This window comes from Alteraurantiacibacter aquimixticola, from assembly GCF_004965515.1.
Lineage (GTDB): Bacteria > Pseudomonadota > Alphaproteobacteria > Sphingomonadales > Sphingomonadaceae > Alteraurantiacibacter > Alteraurantiacibacter aquimixticola.
Map to the genome: position 1 here is coordinate 11,817 of NZ_SSHH01000003.1, position 21,795 is coordinate 33,611.

32 protein-coding genes are annotated in these 21,795 nt (G+C 64.9%); 12 read left to right on the forward strand and 20 right to left on the reverse strand.

All coding sequences use genetic code 11. From position 1 onward, the window contains the following. Position 1: 1 nt before the first annotated feature. From E5222_RS10985 to E5222_RS11045, 14 genes are all read right to left on the reverse strand, one after another. Positions 2-412, reverse strand: coding sequence for an NlpC/P60 family protein (locus E5222_RS10985; RefSeq protein WP_136693852.1), 411 nt, complete (start codon positions 410-412; stop codon positions 2-4). After that, entirely contained in the window at positions 409-1,230 is an 822-nt protein-coding gene (locus E5222_RS10990) for a DUF2163 domain-containing protein (RefSeq protein WP_136693853.1), read from the reverse strand. The genes E5222_RS10985 and E5222_RS10990 overlap by 4 nt, the downstream gene beginning before the upstream one ends. Then, complete coding sequence (locus E5222_RS10995; protein WP_136693854.1) at positions 1,227-3,578, reverse strand: DUF2460 domain-containing protein; 2,352 nt, start codon at positions 3,576-3,578, stop codon at positions 1,227-1,229. The genes E5222_RS10990 and E5222_RS10995 overlap by 4 nt, the downstream gene beginning before the upstream one ends. A gap of 15 nt (positions 3,579-3,593) precedes the next feature. Beyond that, the gene (locus E5222_RS11000; RefSeq protein WP_136693855.1) at positions 3,594-4,181 is read right to left on the reverse strand and encodes a tail tape measure protein; all 588 of its coding nucleotides are present in this window, start codon (positions 4,179-4,181) and stop codon (positions 3,594-3,596) included. Further along, entirely contained in the window at positions 4,174-4,371 is a 198-nt protein-coding gene (locus E5222_RS11005) for a phage tail assembly chaperone (RefSeq protein WP_136693856.1), read from the reverse strand. Before E5222_RS11005 ends, E5222_RS11000 begins: the two co-directional genes overlap by 8 nt. Continuing rightward, the gene (locus tag E5222_RS11010; RefSeq protein WP_136693857.1) at positions 4,368-4,691 is read right to left on the reverse strand and encodes a gene transfer agent family protein; all 324 of its coding nucleotides are present in this window, start codon (positions 4,689-4,691) and stop codon (positions 4,368-4,370) included. Before E5222_RS11010 ends, E5222_RS11005 begins: the two co-directional genes overlap by 4 nt. Beyond that, complete coding sequence (locus E5222_RS11015) at positions 4,688-5,095, reverse strand: phage tail tube protein (RefSeq protein WP_136693858.1); 408 nt, start codon at positions 5,093-5,095, stop codon at positions 4,688-4,690. Before E5222_RS11015 ends, E5222_RS11010 begins: the two co-directional genes overlap by 4 nt. Positions 5,096-5,122: 27 nt before the next feature. After that, entirely contained in the window at positions 5,123-5,515 is a 393-nt protein-coding gene (locus E5222_RS11020) for a DUF3168 domain-containing protein (protein ID WP_136693859.1), read from the reverse strand. Positions 5,516-5,518: 3 nt separating this feature from the next. Continuing rightward, positions 5,519-5,686, reverse strand: coding sequence for a hypothetical protein (locus E5222_RS16550; protein ID WP_169053562.1), 168 nt, complete (start codon positions 5,684-5,686; stop codon positions 5,519-5,521). Next, positions 5,683-6,231: a head-tail connector protein gene (locus tag E5222_RS11025; protein ID WP_136693860.1), complete on the reverse strand. Its 549-nt coding sequence runs from the start codon at positions 6,229-6,231 to the stop codon at positions 5,683-5,685. The genes E5222_RS16550 and E5222_RS11025 overlap by 4 nt, the downstream gene beginning before the upstream one ends. A 216-nt stretch (positions 6,232-6,447) precedes the next feature. Continuing rightward, complete coding sequence (locus E5222_RS11030) at positions 6,448-7,584, reverse strand: phage major capsid protein (protein ID WP_136693861.1); 1,137 nt, start codon at positions 7,582-7,584, stop codon at positions 6,448-6,450. A 94-nt stretch (positions 7,585-7,678) separates the two neighbouring features. Beyond that, positions 7,679-8,083: an HK97 family phage prohead protease gene (locus E5222_RS11035; protein ID WP_246021724.1), complete on the reverse strand. Its 405-nt coding sequence runs from the start codon at positions 8,081-8,083 to the stop codon at positions 7,679-7,681. Then, on the reverse strand, positions 8,080-8,388 hold the full coding sequence (locus tag E5222_RS11040; protein WP_136693863.1) for a DUF6127 family protein: 309 nt from the start codon (positions 8,386-8,388) through the stop codon (positions 8,080-8,082). Before E5222_RS11040 ends, E5222_RS11035 begins: the two co-directional genes overlap by 4 nt. Next, on the reverse strand, positions 8,385-9,545 hold the full coding sequence (locus E5222_RS11045; protein ID WP_136693864.1) for a phage portal protein: 1,161 nt from the start codon (positions 9,543-9,545) through the stop codon (positions 8,385-8,387). The genes E5222_RS11040 and E5222_RS11045 overlap by 4 nt, the downstream gene beginning before the upstream one ends. 238 nt (positions 9,546-9,783) lie before the next feature. On the opposite strand from E5222_RS11045, the gene E5222_RS11050 reads away from it, so the two are divergent. After that, positions 9,784-10,047, forward strand: coding sequence for a hypothetical protein (locus E5222_RS11050; protein WP_136693865.1), 264 nt, complete (start codon positions 9,784-9,786; stop codon positions 10,045-10,047). Between the two features lie 8 nt (positions 10,048-10,055). Here the strand turns inward: E5222_RS11050 and E5222_RS11055 are convergent, their stop codons facing one another. Continuing rightward, positions 10,056-11,387 carry a DNA-packaging protein gene (locus E5222_RS11055; RefSeq protein WP_136693866.1) on the reverse strand — a complete coding sequence of 444 codons (1,332 nt, stop codon included), beginning with the start codon at positions 11,385-11,387 and terminating at the stop codon, positions 10,056-10,058. Then, a complete protein-coding gene (locus tag E5222_RS11060) occupies positions 11,374-11,841 on the reverse strand; it encodes a hypothetical protein (protein WP_136693867.1) in 468 nt (155 codons plus the stop codon). The genes E5222_RS11055 and E5222_RS11060 overlap by 14 nt, the downstream gene beginning before the upstream one ends. Positions 11,842-12,057: 216 nt before the next feature. On the opposite strand from E5222_RS11060, the gene E5222_RS11065 reads away from it, so the two are divergent. Genes E5222_RS11065 through arsB form a run of 4 tightly spaced genes read left to right on the forward strand, consistent with a single transcriptional unit; the run spans position 12,058 to position 14,604 of the window. Continuing rightward, a complete protein-coding gene (locus E5222_RS11065; RefSeq protein ID WP_136693868.1) occupies positions 12,058-12,699 on the forward strand; it encodes a YqaA family protein in 642 nt (213 codons plus the stop codon). A gap of 59 nt (positions 12,700-12,758) precedes the next feature. Continuing rightward, the gene (locus E5222_RS11070) at positions 12,759-13,088 is read left to right on the forward strand and encodes an ArsR/SmtB family transcription factor (RefSeq protein ID WP_136694313.1); all 330 of its coding nucleotides are present in this window, start codon (positions 12,759-12,761) and stop codon (positions 13,086-13,088) included. Next, a complete protein-coding gene (locus tag E5222_RS11075) occupies positions 13,085-13,579 on the forward strand; it encodes an arsenate reductase ArsC (RefSeq protein WP_136693869.1) in 495 nt (164 codons plus the stop codon). The genes E5222_RS11070 and E5222_RS11075 overlap by 4 nt, the downstream gene beginning before the upstream one ends. Further along, a complete protein-coding gene (gene arsB / locus E5222_RS11080; RefSeq protein WP_136693870.1) occupies positions 13,579-14,604 on the forward strand; it encodes an ACR3 family arsenite efflux transporter in 1,026 nt (341 codons plus the stop codon). Before E5222_RS11075 ends, arsB begins: the two co-directional genes overlap by 1 nt. A 16-nt stretch (positions 14,605-14,620) precedes the next feature. On the opposite strand, the gene spt is transcribed toward arsB, so the two are convergent. Together spt and E5222_RS11090 are read right to left on the reverse strand one after the other, a co-directional pair. Further along, positions 14,621-15,871 carry a serine palmitoyltransferase gene (spt, locus tag E5222_RS11085; RefSeq protein WP_136693871.1) on the reverse strand — a complete coding sequence of 417 codons (1,251 nt, stop codon included), beginning with the start codon at positions 15,869-15,871 and terminating at the stop codon, positions 14,621-14,623. An 8-nt stretch (positions 15,872-15,879) separates the two neighbouring features. Then, positions 15,880-16,122: an acyl carrier protein gene (locus tag E5222_RS11090; RefSeq protein WP_136693872.1), complete on the reverse strand. Its 243-nt coding sequence runs from the start codon at positions 16,120-16,122 to the stop codon at positions 15,880-15,882. Positions 16,123-16,264: 142 nt separating this feature from the next. On the opposite strand from E5222_RS11090, the gene E5222_RS11095 reads away from it, so the two are divergent. Further along, positions 16,265-16,825: a Pycsar system effector family protein gene (locus E5222_RS11095; protein ID WP_136693873.1), complete on the forward strand. Its 561-nt coding sequence runs from the start codon at positions 16,265-16,267 to the stop codon at positions 16,823-16,825. Here E5222_RS11095 and E5222_RS11100 read toward each other — a convergent pair whose 3' ends face one another. Beyond that, a complete protein-coding gene (locus E5222_RS11100) occupies positions 16,826-17,200 on the reverse strand; it encodes a response regulator (protein ID WP_136693874.1) in 375 nt (124 codons plus the stop codon). A gap of 97 nt (positions 17,201-17,297) precedes the next feature. On the opposite strand from E5222_RS11100, the gene E5222_RS11105 reads away from it, so the two are divergent. From E5222_RS11105 to E5222_RS11125, 5 genes are read left to right on the forward strand one after another with little or no spacing between them, the layout of a single operon-like run. Then, the gene (locus E5222_RS11105; protein WP_246021725.1) at positions 17,298-17,549 is read left to right on the forward strand and encodes a DUF3572 family protein; all 252 of its coding nucleotides are present in this window, start codon (positions 17,298-17,300) and stop codon (positions 17,547-17,549) included. Continuing rightward, the gene (locus E5222_RS11110) at positions 17,546-18,175 is read left to right on the forward strand and encodes an HAD family hydrolase (RefSeq protein WP_136693876.1); all 630 of its coding nucleotides are present in this window, start codon (positions 17,546-17,548) and stop codon (positions 18,173-18,175) included. Before E5222_RS11105 ends, E5222_RS11110 begins: the two co-directional genes overlap by 4 nt. Next, positions 18,172-18,630: a RidA family protein gene (locus E5222_RS11115; RefSeq protein ID WP_136693877.1), complete on the forward strand. Its 459-nt coding sequence runs from the start codon at positions 18,172-18,174 to the stop codon at positions 18,628-18,630. Before E5222_RS11110 ends, E5222_RS11115 begins: the two co-directional genes overlap by 4 nt. A 31-nt stretch (positions 18,631-18,661) precedes the next feature. Then, a complete protein-coding gene (locus tag E5222_RS11120) occupies positions 18,662-19,372 on the forward strand; it encodes a glycerophosphodiester phosphodiesterase family protein (RefSeq protein WP_246021726.1) in 711 nt (236 codons plus the stop codon). A gap of 42 nt (positions 19,373-19,414) precedes the next feature. Beyond that, positions 19,415-20,551, forward strand: coding sequence for a GNAT family N-acetyltransferase (locus E5222_RS11125; RefSeq protein ID WP_136693879.1), 1,137 nt, complete (start codon positions 19,415-19,417; stop codon positions 20,549-20,551). Here E5222_RS11125 and E5222_RS11130 read toward each other — a convergent pair whose 3' ends face one another. Beyond that, positions 20,552-20,884, reverse strand: a complete 333-nt coding sequence (locus E5222_RS11130; RefSeq protein WP_136693880.1) for an SEL1-like repeat protein — start codon at positions 20,882-20,884, stop codon at positions 20,552-20,554. Positions 20,885-21,179: 295 nt separating this feature from the next. Between E5222_RS11130 and dksA the strand changes: the two genes are divergently transcribed. Next, on the forward strand, positions 21,180-21,638 hold the full coding sequence (dksA, locus tag E5222_RS11135) for an RNA polymerase-binding protein DksA (RefSeq protein ID WP_136693881.1): 459 nt from the start codon (positions 21,180-21,182) through the stop codon (positions 21,636-21,638). Positions 21,639-21,795: the final 157 nt, after the last annotated feature.

The window sequence follows — 21,795 nt, forward strand, 5'->3', positions numbered from 1 at the left end:
TTCAGTCGGGTGCAAGCCGCCAGCGGCCGAGGGTTGCCCAGGAGAGCGGGGGTGGGGTCAAGACCACGCGGCCCAGCCCTGCATGGGCGTGGATATGCCCGCCGCAGCCGGATTGAATGAGGAGGTGGAACTGCCCAGGTCCCGGCCTCGCAAGGACGAGGTCACCCGTCAGCGGGACGTCAGTGGCCGGGAAGAAGCCGTTGGCCTCCAGCAACGGCAGGTAGGCATCGGCGGCGAGATTGCGCAGTGTGTAGCCGACCGGGCTCCGCGACGTCCTGCCCGTTGCGTGCAGGGTCAGGGCAACGAGGCCTACGCAGTCCACGCCGCTGGATGCGCTGCGCCCATGGAGGCGAAAGGGCGTGCCGAGCAGGGAGTGGGCAATGGCGGCAAATTGCTCGCCGGGCGTGCTCATTGCGAGCTGGTCGGATAGCGGGCGAGCAGGTCGTTGCCCGGCAGGAAGGGTTCGCCGCGAAAATTGGCGGCGTTGCCAAAGCGGCTGTGGCAGGTCGCCAGCGTATGATCGCAGCCTTCACGGAGGAGCGCCCGCGCGCCAGGCACCAGATTGGGCGAGAGCGCCCGGTCGAGTAGCTGGCCGTCGCCATCGGAGCGCATGATCTGCATCGTCAGTCCGGCATGCGGGCCGTCGATCCAGCGAACCCAGCCATCGCGCAGGCTTTCCGCCGAGGGCGCACTGCTGAAACGGACGAGGCCGATTTCCGCATCGACGAAGGCGCATTGCAGCTCATGCGTATGCCGGTTGGTGTTCAGGCCGCATTCCCGTCCGCAGAAGCTGGCGCGGCAGGTTGGGCTGGTGCGCGGGACGAGGTCTGCCTGCAGCGCGGCCTTGGCAGACTGCAACTCCGCCCGGAAGCCATTATCCTCCTCGGCGATGGAGCCCGCTTCGCCGTGATAGAGCACGGCGTGTTCGAGCGTTTCCCAGTCGACCACGCCAACGGCAAAGCGCGCACCGTCATAACGGCCAGCGGCGAGGTCGGCGGCATGGATTGCGTCATGCGCCAGCACGCCTTCCACCTCGGCACTGTCATTGGCGATATCACCACTGCGGCGGATGGCGGAAGGTACCATGCCGGGCGCGGCGCGGTGTAGCACGCCGCCGAAGCGCAAGTCGCGGTCGTGGCTGGTAAAGCCCAGGGTGCAGCCGTCCCGCCGGAGGATGCGCCAGAATGTGGCGACGCCTTCCAGCTCCTGACGGAAGAAGACCTTGCTCATAGTTCCTCGCGAATCTCAACCAGTGGAACGGAAGGCGCTTCGCCTGCCGCAAAGGCCGCGCCGGTGATGTCGAGCCGATCCTCGGCAAAGCGGACCGGCACATCGAACAGGAAGCCCGCGCGGATCACGGCTCCTGCGGGCGGCGCATGAGTGAAGACGATCTTGCCGCCCGGTTCCAGCGTCCAGCCGGTTTCCGGCGCGCCGTCCACGCTGATGGTGATAGTGCCCGGGCGCGGGCGGCTTATCGGGCGCACTTGCGGCTCGGCGCCCTCGCCATAGGACTTGGTCAGTTGGAACACGCCGGCAAGGCCGTCGCCCACGCCGATGCGCTGGTCGAACATGGACGGGCTGCCGGTCAAGCCGTTGGAACTGAAATCGAACGGGTCGGCGAGACGGAAGCCGCGCGCCGCACCGCGCCGGGCGCGGAAGAATTCCAGCAGAACGCCCAGCTCGCTCTCGGAGCGGATGCCCGGCCCGACGTCGTAGCGCAGGCGCGCATCGCTCCACAGGCTGTTGCGCCTCTCATGGCCCGATGCGGTCAGCACGATGGAGGTGGAGAACTCCGGACTGACACCGGCGTCGCGGCCGAGCGCCAGTGGATAGAGCACATCATCGAAAGCCTGCATGTCGTCATCCTCATATTCGCCAATGTCGGGGGGACTGTCCGGCAGGCGGGTGTATCCATCGCGGCAGACCTGCGGCAGCGCCCAGACATAGAGGCGGGGCACGCCGCGTTCCTTCGCCTCTTCCAGGCCCGCATCGATAAGCGGCCAGAAGGCGTCGGCGTCTTCTGCATTCAGGACGAAGCCGGACATGTAATCCTGCTGGTCGAGCGGATATTGCAGCAGCGCGTCCATGGTCTGGTAGCCTTGCCGCCGCAGCGCCTCGGCGCCGCCGGTCAGCCAGTCGTAATCCTCCAGCTGCAGCCGGTCGAATTCCGGATGCTGCCATTCCAGCGGGATATTGAGCTCCGTCATGGCCGGCATTTGCGGATCGAGCAGCGTGGGGGTGAAGGCCAGCAGCAGGACCTCTGCGGTGGAGCCATGCGCGTTCTTGATGTCCTGCTTGATCGAGCGTGTGACGCTGCCCATCAAATCGCGGGCCGTATTGAGTACGCCGATTTGCGCGGAAGACAGCGTCTGACGCATGTCGGTGATCCTGGGCACTGCCGGATCGAACAGCGCGGCTGTCGCGGCATCGTAGATGCAGGGCGCGTAACTGCCTTTCACCCACCACCAGGGTTCACCGATCTGGATCTTCACCGGCAAGCCGGCGGCGGCCTGCAATTGCGCGAGCTTCAGCGCCAGCTGCCGCAGATGCGTCACGGCCTCGCTATTGCCAAGGGCCAGCAGGGAGGATGGCGGGTCCCAGCCGGTCAAAGCGGGCGAGGCGTCATGCGCGCGCTGCGTCCAGTCCTTCGGGCAATTCTGCGCCAGCAGCTCGAAAGAGAAGGAGAGGATAAAATCATACCCTTGCGCTTTCGCCTTCGCCAGCATGTCGCGATGCCAGGCGAGCGCCGGTTCGGCTAACACGGCCGGGTCATCCGCCACCATCGTGTCACCCGGGCCGGGCACGACCCGGTAGTAGTGGCTCATGCCGACATAATGGAGGATCTCGTCGCGATAGCCGAGGCCGCGAAGGTTGCGCAGCAGGCGTTCGGGCGTCTGGTTGTAACTGTCGTCATAGGCAGTGGCCATGCGTACGCCGTGCGGCGGGACCATCACGTCGCCGATCTCCAGCAGCGCGCGGTCGCCATCGCAGTTGATTTCGCTCATCTCCACCCAGCCATCGACACGTGCGGGCAGCAGGCTCTCATCGGTCGAATCGTAGAGCGGCGGCGCGAGCGAGATGAACATCCGGTCGATGTCATTCGGGTAGACTTGGTCGGTAGAGCTCCCGATGTCCCAGCCGCCGAACAGGTCGGAGAAGGGCAGCACGATCTGGGCGTCCTGCGGCGATCCGGTGGCGTAGTTCCACATGCGGACATACCAGGTCCGCGCATTGCCCGCTGCATCGCGCCCTTCGATCGTCAGTGTTGGACCATTGACCGCATCGAGCGGCAGGACACCGCCCGAACGCCAGCGGAAGCTGAGCGTGGTACGTGAGTAGTCGCGGTCCGTATCATAGGCGAGCAGCGGGTGGTCGAGCGTGTCCTCGCTCCACCAGATCAAGCCGGCCAGCGCGTCGCGGTGGTGAAATTCGAAATCCATCCGCAGCGAATCCGGGCCGGTGGTGACGACGCTCGCCATCATCGGGCGCGGGAAGTCGACGGTCCAGAAGCGCGGGTCGAAGCGCTGGATGAAATCGGTCTGTTGCCCGTCTCTCGACCGGGCGAGCCAGAAGGCCATGTCCTGTCTCCCTCCTCAAGCCTGCTGCAGCGCGCGGCGCACCTGGCTGGCGAGCTGGCGCGATGACCGGCGCAGGGCGACCGGCACATCGGTGCCGCGCGGGCTGGCAAGGTTGATCGCCACGCGGACGTCGCGCTGCGGTTGGGCGGCCGCGCCATTGGCTTCGACGCGGCCTGCCGATGTGGGCACGAACAGTTCCGGCCCGCGCTCGCCGACGAGATAGGCCTGGCCGGGCGCAACCGGCCCGCCAGTGGCGCGACCGGGAAGGTCCAGCACCGTACCGATCAAGCTGGAGAACAACTGGCCGAAGCCACCGCCGCCGCCTTGCCCGCCGCCGGAGCCGAACAGCTGGGAAATGCCGCTGGTAAGCGCCTGCGACGCAATCTCGTTGAGCGTGCTTAAGGCCACGCGTTTCAGGTCGTCGAAACCCAGGCTGCCCCGCCGCACGGCTGAAAGCAGCCCGCGTTCGAGCACGGCGCCGGCGCGCTGGAACCCGTCCACCAGGTTCGAATCGAGCGTGGTACGCATGCCTTCGATATCTGCGCGAAAGCCATCGGTGCTGGCGCGCACATCCACCATCAGCGTGTCGATTTCATCATCCATTGTTCTCGCGCTCCATCAGGGCGGCGAGTTCGGACCGGCTCAGCGGGTCCTCGCTCGCGGGGTTTTCGATAGTCAGGATCGCGGCCAGCTCGGCCGGGGTGCAGTGCCAGAACTGGTCGGGCGTCCAGCCGAATTGCCGCGTGGCAAGGCCGGCCAGCCGACGCGCTCCGGCAGCGAAGCGCTCGCTCACCCCCGGCCTTGCAGAATCTGCTTGAGCAGCATCCGCAGCGGCACGGCGGCGGAGGCAAGGCCCATGGTAAGCACACCTTCACCCATCTGCTCACGTGTCACTGCCGCGCGATCCTGGCAGCAGTGGTGGAACAGGGCGGCGATTTCCTGCAGCGAGAGGCGGCCTTCGCCGGCCCTCTCGACCAGGGCGAAAAGCGGGCCGAGCTCCTCTTCCGCCGCGACCAGTGCCGCGAAGCTGGGGCGCAGGATATGCTCGCGTCCATTGACCAGCAGGAGTGCCTCGCCGCGTTCGGGATTGGCGGGTGTCTCGCTCAGGCTCATGCGGGCAGCACCGCGCCCGAGCTTTCGAGCTGCAGCGTGTAATTGCGCTCGCCATTGAAGTCGCCGGCATAGTCGAGCCGCTGCACCAGGAAGCGGCCGCGCAGCTTGCTGCCGTCTTCGAAGGACAGCTCGTATTCGTCGATCGTGCCCGCCAGGGCATGCGCACGGATGGCGTTTTCGGCATCGCTGCCAAGGAAGATGCCAGCCGCGCTTACGGAGACCGAGCGTGTGCCCGCACCGGACAGCAGGTCGCGCCAGCCGCCCGATTCCTTGTGCGTGACGACAACGGCATCGCCATTGATCGAAAGCTGCGTGGTGCGCAGACCGGCGACGGTTTCGTAAGTGGGCGGATTGCCGCCATCGCCGATCTTGAGGAGGAAGGCGGAGCCTTTCTGGGCAGTCATGGGCATGTCTCCGAATAGGGGGGTGGGTCAGGCTTCCAGCAGGCGGAAGCGGTATTCGATCAGGATCGCGCGCAGATTGGCGGGCCGCTGTTCGGCCCGGGCGCGCAGGAACTGGGTGGTGATGACGGTGAAGCCGGATTGCGCCGGCGGCAGCGTCTCGACCCGCGCCTCGATAGCGCTCGTCAGGTCGGCAGCCGTGTCGGGCGCATCGCCGCGCACATGCAGCTCTATCGCCACGCGCACTTCGCGGCCCTTGCGGTCCTTGGCGCTCCAGTCGCTGCTGGCGCTGGCGACGATGCCGAGCCAGGGCGCGGAAGTGCGCACGGGTGCTTCCTCGGTCACGGCATTGAGCTGGCCGGCAAGCGCCGGATCGTCTCGCAGCCATTCCACCAGGGCGCTGCGCAATCGTGTTTCGAACATGGATCAGTCCTTGGTGAAGAGCGGCCAGAGCAGGCCGGGCTTGCGCCAGCGGGAAGGGTCTCCCTTGCGGCGGCGCAGGCGCATTTCGGCATGGGCGCGGGCGAGCCGTTCGGCGCGGGCAGAAAGGCGCGCGGCGAGACTGCCGAGGTGGGCGGAGCTTGCCGCGATCATACCAGCCGCAACCGGCGCCACGGGCTCCACAGCGCGGCGACGGCGGCCGGGGGAACCGGCTTGACGCTGTCGAGATCGCGCTGGCGATAGTTGTAGGCGGCGAGGCGGATAATGCCGTGGCGCAAAGCTTCGGGCAGCGTGTCCCAGCTTGGCGCGATACCGGCGGCAAAGCGCACGGCGATGCGGCCATGCACGGCAGGCGCGAGCAGGCGAATGCGCGCCGTGCCGTCTGCCGCCAGGTCCAGGGCGTAGTCGCCCGCGCCAAGCGGCGTGCGCGCGCCGTCGGTGGCGATCTGTTCGACGCCGGTCACCGATTGCACGGGCGTGGTGGAAAGGCGCTGCCAGTCACGCACGGCGGGAAGCACTTCCTCGCACTGCGCCTCCAGCGGCATCTGGCGGGTGAAAGCCTCGCACATGTCGAGCGCACTGGTCAGCAGTGCGGTAAGGCTGATGTCGTCTTGCGGCGTGGATATGGCCAGCCAGTTCTTCAGTTCATCAAGAGCGCCCGGCACAAGGGCCGGGGGCACGAGGATTGCCCGCTTCATGTGGCGGCCTCCTGTCTGCAAGGGAGAAAAAGGGTGCGCCTGCGCGGCAGGGGCGGGAGGGGAAGGGACCCCCACCACGCAGGCGCGTGTTTGCTATCCTCAGGGCGCGGGACACGGGCTGCCTTGGCAGCCCGCAAGCGCGAATGCGCGCCGGCCGGTTAGGCCGAGCCTAGCGGCCCGGATGGGCCGCGCCCGGCGCCTGAGGGCGCAAACAAATTACGCTTCGATCTTCAGAAGCTTGATCGCGGCGCTATCGAGCACCTGGCCGCCCACGCGCTTGGTGGCGTAGAAGTGGACGAAGGGCTTGTTGGTGAACGGATCGCGCAGGATCTGCGTCGCGCTGCGTTCGGTCACCAGGTAGCCGGCCTTGAAGTTGCCGAAAGCGATCGGGAAAGTGCCGGCGGCGACGTCGGGCATGTCCTCGACCTCGACCACCGGATAGCCCAGCAGGCGATCGGGCTGGCCTTCGACCAGGCCCGGCTGCCACAGGAAGGCGCCGTCGCTGGTCTTCAGCTTGCGCACTTCGGACAGGGTGGAGGAGTTCATCAGCCAGCTGGCGCCCTGGCGATGACCGGCCTTCATCGTGTGGACGAGGTCGATCAGGCCGCTTTCCGGGTTGGTCGAGAAGCCGTTGGCATCGCCCGAGCCGATATACTGGACCGAGCCAAAGGGGCGCACCGCGTCACCGGCCATGGAGGTCGGCGAGGAGAGGAAACCGAGCGGCTGGTTCGCACCCGAGCCATTGACGAAGGCGCTGCCTTCGGCGCGGGCGAATTCCATCGCGATCTCGTTCGCCAGCCAGCCTTCGAGGTCGAAACCGGCATCGTCCAGCATACCCTGGCTCGCCGCCGGATTGGCATAAAGCTCACCTGCGGGCGGAGCGATCTCGGCGAATTCGGGGGCCTCGGTTTCGAGACGCGCCGAAGTCTCGCTGACCCAGCCCGACCGGGTGCCGCCGGTGGTCACCAGCTTGCGATAGCCTGCGCTGCCGACCTGCACGACCTGCGCCAGCTGGCGGATGGGGGAGATTTCCTTCAGTTCCGAAGCGATCATGGCGTCGATTTCACGCGGGACGGCAAAGCCGCCTTCGCTCTGCACCATGCCGGAAATGGACTTCAGTTCGGTCTCCGAACCGCGACGCAGGTAGCCGTCGACAAATCCCTTCACTTCCGGGCTGTCCTTGGCCGCGCCTTCGATGGCGGGGCGGGCGGCAGCGCGGCCGATCTTGTCGATGCGGGCTTTCACCTCGTCGACATCGGAGCGCAGAACCGAGATGTCCTTCTCGGCCTGGTCCTGGCGGGCGACCAGGTCGAAGCTGGCAGCCATGGTGTCGGTTTCATTTGCGATATCCATTGGGACATTCACCTTTCTTCACGTGGGGTAGGTTGGGGGGCACAAAAAAGGCCGCCCCAGTGGCGGCCGGTCGAAAACGGGTTGGATGCTGCGATCACTGGACGAAGTGGACCCGCGCCCCGTGTTGCAGCGGATGGGTGACGAGGCTGACCTCGAGCAGTTCGATATCTTCCAGCAGGCGGCCATCGGCGGTGCGGCGGAAACCGCGCGCGCGATAACCGAAGGACAGGCCGTTCACCTCGCGGGCGAGCAGCGCGCTGACCGCCCGGCTGTCCGGATTGTCGATATCGGCGACGACGCGCAGGCCGCGCCCATCCTCCTCGGCCAGCCGCACCGTGCCGATGCGCTGTTCGGGACGGTGCTGCCAGTAGAGCGGGATGGCCTGCTGCCGATCGGCCAGCGTTCGGGCGAAAGCGCCGGGAACGATCACGTCCTTCGCGCCATCGGGAATGTCGAACAGCGCCGCATAGCCGGCGATGGAAAGGGTCCTGCCGCTCACCGCAGCAGTTCCGATACGCCCAGGCGCACGGCGATGCCGATCAGCAGAAGCGCCATGACTGCGCGCACCATCCATTCGATCGCCGCCTTGGAAGCGCTGGTCTTGGCCGCGCGCCATGCGGCGAGCAGCTCGCGCAGTTCGTTGAGGTCCTGATGCGCGTCATCGTCTTCGAGGCCGAGCTTGTTGAGCACGCGGTTCGCGCCCAGCTCGCTCGATTCCTCGACGATCGCTCGCAAGGTGATGAGGTCGCTGCCCTGCGTGCTGGCCTGCGCCATCAGCTTGGCGAGCATGTCTTCATTGGTCATGACTGTCCTTTCGCCGGGGGAAGCCCGAGCATTTCGCGTTTCTCGCTGTCGGTGAGGAATTCGGCCGAGGTGACCTGCGACCAGAGCGTTTCGCGGTCCTGCGCCAGCGCCGGGATCTGGTCGAGATCGACCGAGAGCGCGGTGCCGGGGAACCACGGGGCGAGGCCTTCGGAAATGCTGGAGAGAATCTTGCCCGTCAGCGGCAGCAGCGTCAGCCGCCACAAGGCGCGGTTGGCCTCGCGATAATTCGAATAGGTATTGTCGCCCGGCAGGCCGAGCAGCATGGGCGGTACGCCGAAAGCGAGCGCGATGTCGCGCGCTGCGGCGGCCTTCAGCTCGGCGAAGTCCATGTCGGCGGGCGAGAGCGAGAGGCTCTGCCATTTGAGACCGCCTTCAAGCAGCATGGGCCGCCCGGCATTGCCGCCGCCGGCATAGGCCGCGGTCAGCTCCGCCTTCAGCCGGTCGAACTGGTCATTGGTGAGGCCGGACGTGTCCGCCCCGCCTTCATAGACCAGCGCGCCGGAGGGGCGTGCCGCATTTTCCAGCAGCGCGCGGTTCCATTCGGCGGCGGCATTGTGGATCGCCACGGCAGGCGCGGCGGCGGAGAGGCAGCCTGCGCCATAGTGATCGTCCGAAGGGTGGAAGGCCTTCACATGGATCAGGCCGGGCCAGCCATCCTCATCCTCAACCGGAATGGTGATGGTGCTGTCACCCAGCTTGTATCGCCAGGCGGCGGGCCAGCCATCGGGGCCGGGCTGGACGCTGACGCGCTCGGGGCGAAGGGCGAAGAGCTCCACCGGAACGCCCGCGCCATCGCGGATGATCTGGATATAGGCATTGCCATGCAGCAGCAGGTGCGCCGCCAGCGTTTCCAGCAGCGACTGCCCAGCGCTGGTGGCGCGCACCAACTTGGCGATGCGCTCGTCCACCTGGTTGAGCGGCACGCTGCCCACGCTTTCGGAAACGATGCGCACTGCGCGCTGCGCCACGGGATTGTCGAGGAAGGCGGTGCCGACATCGCGCCGGTAATCGAAAGGCGGGCGGGTGCCGGCCGGGTCCTGCGACCAGTACCAGGGCGAAGTGTAATTGCGCGCCAGCGGCACGTGGCCCGCGCCCCCGCCCTTGAAGGCGGAGCGGAAGGCATCGAGGAAGGACATGGACATCTCCTTGGGTGGGGCGGTTTGTTCGTTCGTTGTGGGCGCTTGGAGCACCGCGATTGGCGAGCCGTGCCAACCTCGCTAGGCTGGGATCATGCGGCTCACCCTTGTTCTGTCTGCGTCACTCTTGCTCACGGCCTGCGCGCAGTCGCGCCCCGAGGGACCCGATTGCGAGGGCGCACGCGAGAACCTCGATCAATGCGTCCAGTTGCGCCGGGAACTCAGCGGACGGGCGCTGATGGAAAGCTGTGTCCCGCTGGCTCCGGTCGAGCGGATCACCGGCACCTGGACGCTGGACGCTGAAGGCGATGCCTTCGCCGAAGAGGGGTCAGGGACCCGCAGGCTCGTCTATGAAGGCACACAGCTGGAGGACGTCGTCCGCACGGGAAGGGACGCCGTCCTCGAAGTGGAATTCGTCGGACGGCGTCCCTTGTGCGGGCTTGAAGAGGTCTATCCGTACATCGTCGTAGATCGTGTCCTCTCGCGCCGCGTGATCGATTAGCGCGTCTGTCAGAAGCGGCGGACGCGCGGATCCTTGCGTTCGGTCAGCATCAATTCGGTGAGAGCCCAGACCAGCGCGTCGGCGCGGTCGGGGCTGCGGCCGGGGCCTTGATAGCTGCCCCCGGTCATCAATCCGCACAGCTCGTCTTCCAGCATCGCATGCTGGCCGACATGGTTGACCCGGCCCGCTTCATAGAGCGCGGCGATCGGTTCGGCGCGGGCGACCTTGCCGCGGCTGGCATGGACCAGCCGGATGGGCATCTGGCAGTCGGCGGCGCGCAGCACGCTTTCCACCATCGCCCCGCCCTGGTTCGCCTCGGCAATCACGCGGTCGGCCTGCCATTCGCTCATCGTGGCGGCTACTTCGCGCGCCCATTTCTCGGGGCTGGCATTGGCGACAGAGCGATCGGCAAGCACCTTGCCCTGACCCTCCGCCGTCACGCCCGCCACCACGATGCCGCAGGCATCGCCATGCGCGGAGGCCGGCGGATCGACGCCGACAACGATGCGCACCACCTCTTCGGGAGAGACGGCCTGGCGGCAGCTTTCGAGCAGGCTGCGGTTCCACAGCGCGCCTTCGATATCCTCCAGCATCTCGCCATTCAGTTCCTGCCGGCCGAGCATGGACTGGCCGAACTGGCGATCCATCGCCTCGATGAAGCTCGCCGGAAGGTTGGCGTCATTGTCATGCGTGCTGCCGCGGGTCACGACCATGCCGAGCTTCTCCTGCTCATCGAACAGGCGGCGCAGCAAGGGCACGGCACGCGGTGTGGTGGTGGCGAGCAACCGTTGCTCCTTGCCCAGGCGCAGGCCCATCTGCAAATTGTTCCAAGATGACAAGGCGCGATCCGAGGAATTATCCCATTTGGCGATCTCGTCGCACCAGGCATGGCTGTGCTGCGGGCCGCGCAGACCTTCCGGCTCGGCGGCGGAATAGAGGCAGGCCTGCGCGCCATTGGGCCAGGTCAGCCGCCGCAAGGAAGCTTCGAACACCGGCCGCGCGTGATCCGCGCTGCAGGCCATGATCCCGCTTTCGCCTTCGACCATTACCGCACGCGCCTCCCCGATGGATGAGCCGATCAGCGCGATGCGCGCATCGGGTGTGGTTCGGGCAATCTCGTTCACCCATTCGGCGCCTGCGCGCGTCTTGCCGAAGCCGCGCCCGGCACAGATCAGCCACACGCGCCAGTCACCCGAGGGAGGCAATTGCTCCTCCCGCGCCCAGAAGCTCCAATGGGCGAGCAGCTTGCGCCTCTCCGCCGTAGTCAGCTGGGCGAGGAAATTCTGCCGGTCCACCCAGCGGCGCCCGACGATCCAGTCGAGCCGTTCAACCAGCGTCATGGTCGCCCTTTTCGCCCGCCTCCTTCAACGCGCCTTCGCGGGCGCGCATCGCATCGATCTTGGCGTTGAGCGCGGCGAGAACCTCGTCTTCGTCCTGCTGGCTGCGCTGGGCGCGTTCATGCGCCACCGTCTGGCTGTGCAGCGAGAGCAGGCGCAGCGCATTGGCGATGTCGAACTTGCGATCCTCCTTGCCGCTGTCCACGCCCATGCGCAGGCGGTGCAGCGTTTCCATCTCCAGATGCTCGTAACCCTCCAGAAGCGCCTCGTTCCATTGGGTCCGGAAGGCCGGTTCGGTGCGGCGGACCTTGTAGGCGCGGCTGGGTGTCACCTCGGCCACGCGGGCGGCGGCCGATACGTTGGATGTTTCGGCCAGCGCATCGAGGAACCGCTTGCGCCAGTGGCGATCCAGTTTCGGATCCTCGCCACCCTCGTTGCTGTTGTTCATTCCTGCCATGGTTCGTCAATCCCGTCTGCGCGATGGCGGGCACGAAAAAGGGCGGTGTCCCCGTCAGGGCCGCCCTTGTCGACTCGGTCTATCGCGATGTTCCGTTTCTCTAACCAAACAGCGTGACAATGTCAATATAAAAGTGCCAAATAGGTTATGTTTTCCAGCTTGCACGGGCGGCGGCGCTCGCCTAACTCCCGGAAAACCGCGGGATCGGAGTGTGGGATGAAGTGGCTGCGCGCCTTGTATGACTGGACCATGGCCAAGGCGGCGCATCCCCATGCGGAGCGGTGGCTGGCGTTCTTTGCCTTCGTCGAATCGAGTTTCTTCCCGATTCCCCCGCATCCGCTGCTGGGGCTGATGTGCCTGGCCGAACCGAAGAAGGCGCTGCGCTTCGCCTTCATCTGTACCGCCTTCTCCGTGCTGGGCGGCATCTTCGGCTATGCGATCGGCTACTTCCTTTATGAGGCGATCGGCGAATGGCTGATCGGCGTGCTGGGCCTATCGGAGGCGTTCCCCAAGGCGGCCTGCTATCTGCGCGAGAATGACTGGCAGGCGATCCTGATTGCAGGGACCACGCCGATTCCCTTCAAGCTGCTGACGATCACCGCCGGCTTCATCTCGATGGATTTCGTGACCTTCCTGCTCGCCAGCATTGGCGGGCGCGGCCTCGTCTTTATGGTGGTGGGCGTGCTGTTCCAGCTCTTCGGCGCGCCGATCAAGACCTTCGTCGACAAGTATCTCGGCTGGCTGACCGCACTTTTCACGGTGTTGCTGATCGGCGGCTTCCTGATCCTGACGCAGCTTGGCGGCGGCGAAGGAGGATCGGACGATCCTTGCGGCAATGTGACCTCGATCGAGAGATAATTCGACAATTGTCGAAATAAGGCTTGCATGATGGTGCGAACATTTCGATAAATATCGAAATGAAAGCGAATCACGCCGTCATTGCATTATCCGCGCTGGCTCAGGACCACCGCCTTTCTGCTTTTCGCCTGCTCGTCCAGGCGGGGCCGGACGGCTTGCCCGCCGGGCAGATCGCAACGCAGCTCGACATCCCCAATTCCTCGCTATCGCACCACCTGGCCCAGTTGGCGGAGGCGGGGCTGGTGCACCAGCGGCGCGACGGGCGCAGCCTAATTTACAGCGCTGACTTCGCCGCGATGCGCGGCCTTGTCGACTTCCTCACCGAGAACTGCTGCGGCGGCGGCGATTGCGAAACGACAGCCATGCCAATGGAGACCAGGCAACCATGACACGCAATGTCTTGTTCCTTTGTACCGGTAACTCCGCCAGATCGATCCTGGCGGAGGCGATTATCAACCAGAAGGGCACCGGGCGCTTCAAGGCCTATTCGGCAGGCAGTCACCCGCGAGGTGTCCCCAATCCATTGGCAATCGAGCTGCTCGAGCAGGAGGGACATGACGTGTCGGGCCTCCGCTCAAAGAGCTGGACCGAATTCGCTGCGCTGGACGCGCCCTTCCTCCATTGCGTGATCACGGTTTGCGACAATGCGAAGGGTGAAACTTGCCCCATCTGGCCCGGACATCCCATCCAGACCCACTGGGGGATTCCCGATCCGGCGGGCATGCAAGACGATGGCAGACCCGAAGACTTTCGCATTGCCTATGACCGCTTGTCCCGCAGGGTCGACGCCATGCTCAAGCTCGACGAAGACCAGCTCGATGCACGCGATTGGCGCGATGCCTTGACTGCGATCGGGCGCAATTCCGAGGGGGCGACCTGATGGCACTGTTCGAACGCTGGCTTTCGCTGTGGGTGGCGCTGGCCATTGCCGCGGGTGTAATCCTGGGCCTCGTTGCACCGGGCCTGTTCGCGGTTCTTGCCGAATTCCAGATCGCGTCCGTGAATCTCATCGTCGCTGTGCTGATCTGGGCGATGATCTACCCGATGATGACCGCGGTGGACTTCTCAAGCATCAGCCAGATCGGGACGAAGCCGCGCGGTCTCATTATCACCGTCGTGGTCAACTGGCTGGTGAAGCCCTTCACGATGGCGGCGCTCGCCGTCCTCTTCTTCGATGTCATCTATTCCGGATTGATTGCGGCGGAAGATGCGCAGCAATACATCGCTGGCCTGATCTTGCTGGGTGCAGCCCCATGCACCGCGATGGTGTTCGTGTGGTCACAACTGACGCGGGGCGATCCGGCTTATACGCTGGTGCAGGTCTCGGTGAACGACATCATCATGATCTTTGCCTTCGCGCCGATCGTTGCCCTGCTTCTGGGCGTGACCGACATTGCCGTGCCGTGGGAGACGCTGCTGCTCTCAGTCGTTCTCTACGTGCTCGTGCCGCTGGGAGCCGGATGGGTGACGCGCGGGCGGATCGTCGAACGGCATGCAGGCGATAGTGGTGCAGTGGATCGCTTCACGGCACGCCTGAAGCCGTTTTCCATCATTGGGTTGCTGGCGACGATTGTGCTGCTCTTTGCCTTCCAGGCCACGACCATCGTTGGACAACCGTTATTGATCGTCCTGATCGCCATCCCGATCATCATCCAGTCCTACGGAATTTTCGCCGTCGCCTATGCCGCCGCCTGGGCATGGAAGGTGCCGCACCCGATTGCAGCGCCCTGCGCCCTGATCGGCACGTCCAATTTCTTCGAATTGGCGGTTGCCGTGGCCATCGGCCTGTTCGGACTCACCAGCGGCGCGGCGCTGGCCACCGTGGTTGGCGTGCTGGTGGAAGTGCCGGTGATGTTGTCGCTCGTTGCGCTGGCGAACAGGACAAGGGGCCGGTTCGCGCAGTAATGCAAGGCAGCGGGGACTAGATGATCCCCACCGCCTTGCCGGCGCGTTCGAACATGCCGAGGATGGTCTCGACCTCTTCCTCCGAATGCTCGGCGCAGAGCGAGCAGCGCAGCAGGGTCATGTTCGCAGGCGTTGCCGGCGGGCGCGCGAGGTTCACGTACAGGCCTTCCTTCAGCAGCGCTTCCCACATCGCTGCACCGCGCTCCAAATCGGGCATGATGACCGCGACAATGGCGCTTTGCGGCTCGGCAGTGCCGAGCTGGAAGCCCATTTCGGTGAGGCCGCCATGCAGCCGCTTGGAATTCTCCCACAGATGCGCGCGTTTGTTGGAGCCATGCATCAGCTTGCGGATCGATGTCGCCGCCGTCGCTACCACGCTGGGCGGCAGTGAGGCGGTGAAGACATAGGGGCGGCAGACCAGCCGCATGATCTCGAACTTCGGGTGGTTGGAAACGCAAAAGCCGCCAACGGTGCCGACGGACTTGGAGAAGGTGCCGATGATGAAATCGACATTGTCGATGCACCCGGCCTGCTCGCACACGCCGCGGCCATGCTCGCCGATGAAGCCCATCGAATGCGCCTCGTCCACCAGCACCATGGCGCCGTATTTCTTGGCGACCGCCACCATCTCCTTGAGCGGCGCGATATCGCCCAGCATCGAATAGACGCCCTCGAGAACCACCAGGATGCCTGCGCCTTCGGGGATGCGCTTCAGGCGCTTTTCCATCGCTTCGATATCGTTGTGCTTGAAGGGTACGATCTCGGCCTTGCCCATCGAACAGCCGTCCCAGATCGACGCATGGCTATCGATGTCGAGCACGATGTAATCGCCCTTGCCGGCGATCGTGGAGATGATGCCGAGATTGGCCTGGTAGCCGGTCGAAAACACCATGGCGTGGTCCATGGCGTAGAATTCCTTCAACGCCTCCTCACACTCCTTGTGCCCCTGGTAGGTGCCGTTCAGCACGCGGCTGCCGGTGGTGCCCGCACCGTAGTCTTCCAGCGCCTGCTTGCCCGCCTCGATCACGTCCGGATCGAAGGTCATGCCCATATAGTTGTAGGTGCCGAGCAGGATCGTATCGCGCCCGTTGCAGATCGCACGGGTGGGCGAGAGCACCTTTTCCATCACCAGCGAGAAGGGATCCTCCACCCCGCTGGCGAGCAGCGTTTCACGGACCTTGATGGTCTCGTCGAACTTGGAGAACAGGTCGCGCGATTCGCCCTCGCGCACGGTCGGCTGGTCGGCCTGCGTCACACCTTCGCTCATGTTCTGGATTACTCGCCCTGCAGCTTCGTGACGGCATCAACCAGCTGGCCGTAGGTTTCGATCTCGGCCTGCTGGTTCATGGAAATGATGATGTCGAATTCGTCCTCGATCGCTGCGACGAAGTCCATCACGGTCAGGCTGTCGAATTCGAGGTCACCGGCGAAAGTGGTGGCGTCGGTAACCTCCACGAGCTTCTTGTTGAAGGGCTCGATCAGCGAGCGGATGGTGCTGTCGGTTGCGGCGCGGTCCATGCGTATTATTCCAGTTCTGATAAGGGGCAGCGACGTGCTGCCATCCCATTGCGGCGGAAAAGCGGCTCTTCGGCCTGCTTGTCAAGCTTGGCGCACACTGGCAGACTCTCCGTCCAAGGCCAAATTCGCGGAATTGAGGGGCATGATGACCCAGCCTTCGGAACAGGGCAGCGGCGCTGAGGACGAGGCGCCGGCCGGTTTGCCGCAATATACGCCGCAAGCGGTGCAGATGCTGCGCACGGTGCAGGTCAATACGCTGATGCTCTCGCAAATGGCGGACCAGAAGGCTTCGATCCTGATGGGGGCGACCTTCCTGGTGTTCTCGATCGCGGTCAGCCGCTCGCTGGCGGGCGACCTGCCCTATTCGCTGGCGATCCTGGCGGTCTTCGCCTTCCTCAGCTCGCTTTGCGCGGTGATGGCGGTGCTGCCTTCGGTCGGCAAGGCCGATCCTGGAGACCGGGCGAACTTGCTGTTCTTCGGGCATTTCTGCGGGATGGAAGAGGGGCAATGGACCGAGGATGTGCTGAAGCAGATGCGCCATGACGATCACCTGTTCCGTGTCATGCTGCATGACATCTACCAGAACGGCCAGGTGCTGCAGCGGCGCAAATACCGCTACCTGTCGCTCGCCTACCGTATCTTCATTGGCGGGCTGTTCGTCACGTTGACTGCGTTCGCAGTGGAACTAGGGCTTTCTCGCTGATCAGGCGGGCCGTTCGATCAGGCCCTTTACCGCAGCCATGAACGGACCGATCGATACCGGCTTGGAAAGATAGCCTTCGGCGCCCATCTCGCGAATCCGTTCCTCGTCACCCTTGCCGGCATAGGCCGTCACGGCCAGCACGGGCACTTCGCAAAGGCTGGAGTCGCCTTTCATCCGGGCGATCAAGTCCAGCCCGGAGACATCCTGCAATTGAATATCCATCACTACTAGGTTCGGCAGGAATCCGCGCGCCATTTCAAGCGCTTTGCTGCCATCTGCAACCGGCTCCACCGAAAAGCCGCCGGCCTGCAACACATCGCAAAAAAGTTTGCGGTTGAGGTCGTTGTCCTCGACAACGAGAATTCGCTTGGTCATTGCGTCCCCGATCCTCCGTCCCCCACGGAAGTATTGTTACCGCAACCCTTACCCTCTTTTTGGACTGTGTACAATTATTACCGGCGGTGAAGATTTGGTGAAGCATGCCTCGGTTGTCGCGTTGGGCGCTCTCGGCTGGATTCTGGCGGAGGAGCGCCGGGCGCACCGTTTCCTCGACCTGACTGGCCTGACGGTGGACGGGCTGCGCACGGCGGTGGACGATGTTGCCACCCATCGCGCAGTGTTCGAATTCCTCTGCGCTCATGAGCCGGACCTTGTCGAAGCGGCGCGCGCTCTCGATATGGAACCCGCCGAACTTGCCCGCATGAAGGAAGCCCTGTCCCAATGAAACGTCCGCTGGTCATCACCGATTGCGATGAAGTGCTGCTGCATATGGTGCGCCACTTCCGCGACTGGCTGGACGAGGAGCATGACGTGCTGTTCGAGCTGGAGGGCAATCCCTTCGTCCAGTCGATGAAACGGCGCGACAGCGGCGTGGCGATGTCCGAGGACGAGGTGTGGGAGCTTCTGGGCGGCTTTTTCGACACGCAGATGGGGCGGCAGACGCCGATTGCCGGATCGGTGGAAGCGATTGCCGAACTGCAGCGCGAGGCGGATGTCGTCGTGCTCACCAACCTGGTCGACAAGCGGAACGAGGCGCGCACGCGGCAATTGCGCGAATTCGGCATCACCGTGCCTGTCTATACCAACCAAGGGCCGAAGGGCGGGGCGCTGGCGCGAATCGTCGCCGAGCATGATCCGGCGCGCGCGATCTTCATCGATGATATCGCCACGCATCACGAATCGGCGCGGGCCGAAGTGCCGCATGTCCATCGCCTGCATTTCTGCGGCGAACCGGCGATCGCCCCGCATGTCCCCTGCGCGCTGGAGGCGGGTGACGCCCATGCGCGAATCGACAATTGGGCCGAGGCGCTGCCCTGGCTGCTCGAAACCCTGCATGGAGAGAAGAAATGAGCGTCGAATCCCGCCTTGCCGAGATCGGCATTACCCTGCCTGAAGCGGCGGCGCCGGTTGCCAGCTACCAGCCGGTGGTGATCGCAAACGGGCTAGCCCATGTCTCGGGCCAGCTGCCTTTCATCGACGGGCAGCTCGTCACCGGCAGGTTGGGCGAGGACGTGACGCTGGAACAGGGCACCGCCGCGGCCCGCGCCTGCGGGTTGATGATCGCGGCGCAGTTGAAGGCCGCCGGCGTGCTGGAACGGGTGGAGCGCGTGGTGAAGCTCGGCGCCTTCGTCAATTCGACCGGCGATTTCACCGACCAGCCCAAGGTCGCCAATGGCGCGTCCGACCTGATGTTCGAGATCTTCGGCGAGGCCGGGCGGCACGCCCGCAGCGCTGTCGGCGTCCCGGTGCTGCCGCTGGGTGCGGCAGTGGAAGTGGACGCGGTCATTGCCCTTCGCGCTGATTGACCGCTGGCGCGCGCCGGCTCCGCCTGCCGACGTGGCGGCGTGGCTCGGCAGCGTCACCTATGCTCATCGGGGTCTGCATGAAGAGGGGGTGGCGGAGAACTCCACCGCTGCCTTTGCCGGGGCCATTGCACGGGGGCTGGGGATCGAGTGCGACGTGCGCCGCAGCAAGGATGGGCAGGCGATTGTCTTCCACGATGCGACGCTGGAACGCCTGACGAATCGCCAGGGGCGGCTGGACGACTTGCCGGTGGGGGAGATCACGCAGATCGCCCTCCGCGATGGCGGCGGAACCATCCCGACCTTGCGCGACATGCTCGACCAAGTGGTGGGACAGGTTCCCCTGCTGCTCGAGATCAAAAGCGACAAGGGGCGCGACATCGAGGTGTTGTGCCGCGCGGTACGGCGTGACCTCGAAGGCTATCATGGGCCGGTGGCGGTGATGTCCTTCGATCCGCGCGTCGGCCGCTGGTTCGCGCGCAAGGCCCCGGCAATCGTGCGCGGGCTGGTGGTGACCGAGCAGGACAAGCGGACATGGCAAGCGGCGGTGGAGCGGCATGTCTCGCTCTGGACCTCGCGCGCGCAATTCCTCGCCTATGACATTCGCGACCTGCCCGGCGCGTTCCCCGCCCGCCAGCGCCGCCGCGGGCTGCCGCTGCTGACATGGACGGTAAAGAGCCCGGCCTTGCGCGAGCGTGCTGCCGCGCATGCCGATGCCCCCATTGCCGAAGGAGAGGGTCTTTAGGACCCCTCGCAATCGCGCCTGCGCTGCCCTAGATTGGCGGTAATGGCCGAAGGCAATCTCACCGCCCGTATTGCTCCTTCCGTAGCCTCGCTCGATGCGAGCCAATGGGACGCGCTGACCGGCGGCGGCAACCCCTTCATGCGCCACGCTTTCCTTGCCGCGCTGGAGGAATCCGCCAGCGTCGGCGAGGGGACCGGCTGGCAGCCTGTGCCCATCGTCATCGAGGATTCGGCAGGAAAGCTCCTCGCCGCCATGCCCAGCTATGCCAAGAGTCACAGCCAGGGCGAATATGTGTTCGACCATGCCTGGGCCGATGCGTGGGAGCGGGCGGGCGGCAGCTACTACCCCAAGCTGCAGATATCTGCGCCGTTCACTCCGGCAACTGGGCCTCGGCTGCTGCTGCGCGATGAGATATATGCCCTGCCGCTGCTCAAGGCGGCCGAGAGCCTGTGCCTCAAGGCGGAGCTGTCCTCCGCCCATGCGACCTTCGTAGAACCTGCACAGCATCACCTGTTCGAACAGGCCGGCTGGCTAAAGCGCGAGGACATCCAGTTCCACTGGGAGAACCGCGATTATGCGAGCTTCGACCACTTCCTCGCCGCTCTCGCCTCACGCAAGCGAAAGGCGGTGCGTAAGGAGCGTGAGCGGGCCCAGCAGGGCGTGGAGATTCGCCATCTGGTGGGTGACCAGATCCGCCCCGAACATTGGGACGCCTTCTGGTTCTTCTACCAAGACACCGGTGCGCGCAAATGGGGCACGCCCTACCTGACGCGTGAAGCCTTCGAGCTGTTCGGGGAGCGGATGGGGGAGAGCGTGCTGCTAATCCTCGCTTTCGAGGATGACAGGCCGATTGCCGGCGCGCTCAATTTCATCGGCCAGGAGGCGCTTTATGGCAGGTATTGGGGCTGCCTCGTCGACAAGCCCTTCCTGCATTTCGAGCTATGCTATTATCAGGCCATCGATATCGCGATCGCGCGGGGCCTGAAGCGAGTGGAAGCGGGCGCGCAGGGCGGTCACAAGCTGGCGCGGGGCTATGAACCCGTGGCCACGACCTCGATGCATTACCTGCCCGATCCCGGCTTTCGTGCGGCGGTGGAGGATTTCCTCGACCGCGAGCGGCGGGGCGTGGAAATGGACCGGCTGCATATCGGCCGGCACACCCCGTTCCGCAAAGGCTGATCAGGCGGCGCGGCGGGTCCCGGCGGCAAGCCATTCGCGCGCACGGCGCTGGGCTTCGGCGATCTCGCGGGCGGTCATCTCGTCGGAGATATCGGCGCGGCACCAGGCGGCTTCCTCATGGCCGCGGCTGGCGGCGAGGTTGAACCACTTATGCGCTTCGATCAGGTCGCAACCGGCGCCGTGGCTGCCGGTCGAATAGATCACGCCGAGGTCGAAATAGGCGGTGTGGTTGCCACCGGCGGCATCGGCCAGGCACTGGGCAACGACCATGTCGTAGCCGGCCATGTCGGCAGGTTCGGTCTTCGCAAAAGTCTCGATCTTGGCAAGTTCCATGATCGTGTACCCCCATGATTGGCCGCGGGACCCTTATCCGTGGCCTTCGTTGACAACAGGTTTTGACGATCATGCTCAATAAATGGTTAACGCGCCTTACACCTTGATGTTCGGCGCTTTTGGCGGATCACGGGAATCCCCTCCACGACTAGCTCCAATTGCCGCTTGTGCGACCTTTACGTGACCCCTATAGGCGCGCCACTACTCCGACCTGGTTCAGGCGGCTGACAGACCCAAAAGGGCAAGGCGCTACTGACGCAGGGCAGGTCGGCAGGATCAGGATGCGGAGTAAATGATGGCCTCGGTTCCCCGGGACGATATTGATATTCTTGCCAAAGCGAAGCGGGCCCTGCCCGATGACTATTCGCCGGGCGAAGATGAAGAATACATGTCCGACCAGCAGCTGACCTATTTCCGGGTGCTGCTGCTGGAATGGAAAAGATCGATTCTCGAAGCATCGGAAGGCACGCTGCAGAACCTGCAGGACGGCCCGATCCGTGAGCCCGATCTCAATGATCGCGCCTCGTCGGAGACCGATTGGGGGATCGAGCTGCGCACGCGCGACCGCCAGCGCAAGCTGATTGCCAAGATCGATTCGGCGCTGCGCCGCATCGAGGAAGGCGAATATGGCTGGTGCGAAGTGACTGGCGACCCGATCGGTATCAACCGCCTGATCGCCCGGCCCATTGCCACGATGACGGTGGAAGCGCAGCAGGCGCATGAGCGCCGGGAAAAGATTTCCCGCGACGATTGACCCGATCCGGGACAAGTCTGCCGCCCCTGCCCCCGGATTAATATCTGGTTAGCACTTGGGGGTGCACCCGGCACTCAACGCATTCGCGCCCGGCCAATCCGCTTGGACGGCTGGGGCGGCCGATTGCGAGGACGTCTAACCAAGGGTAACAAGCAGA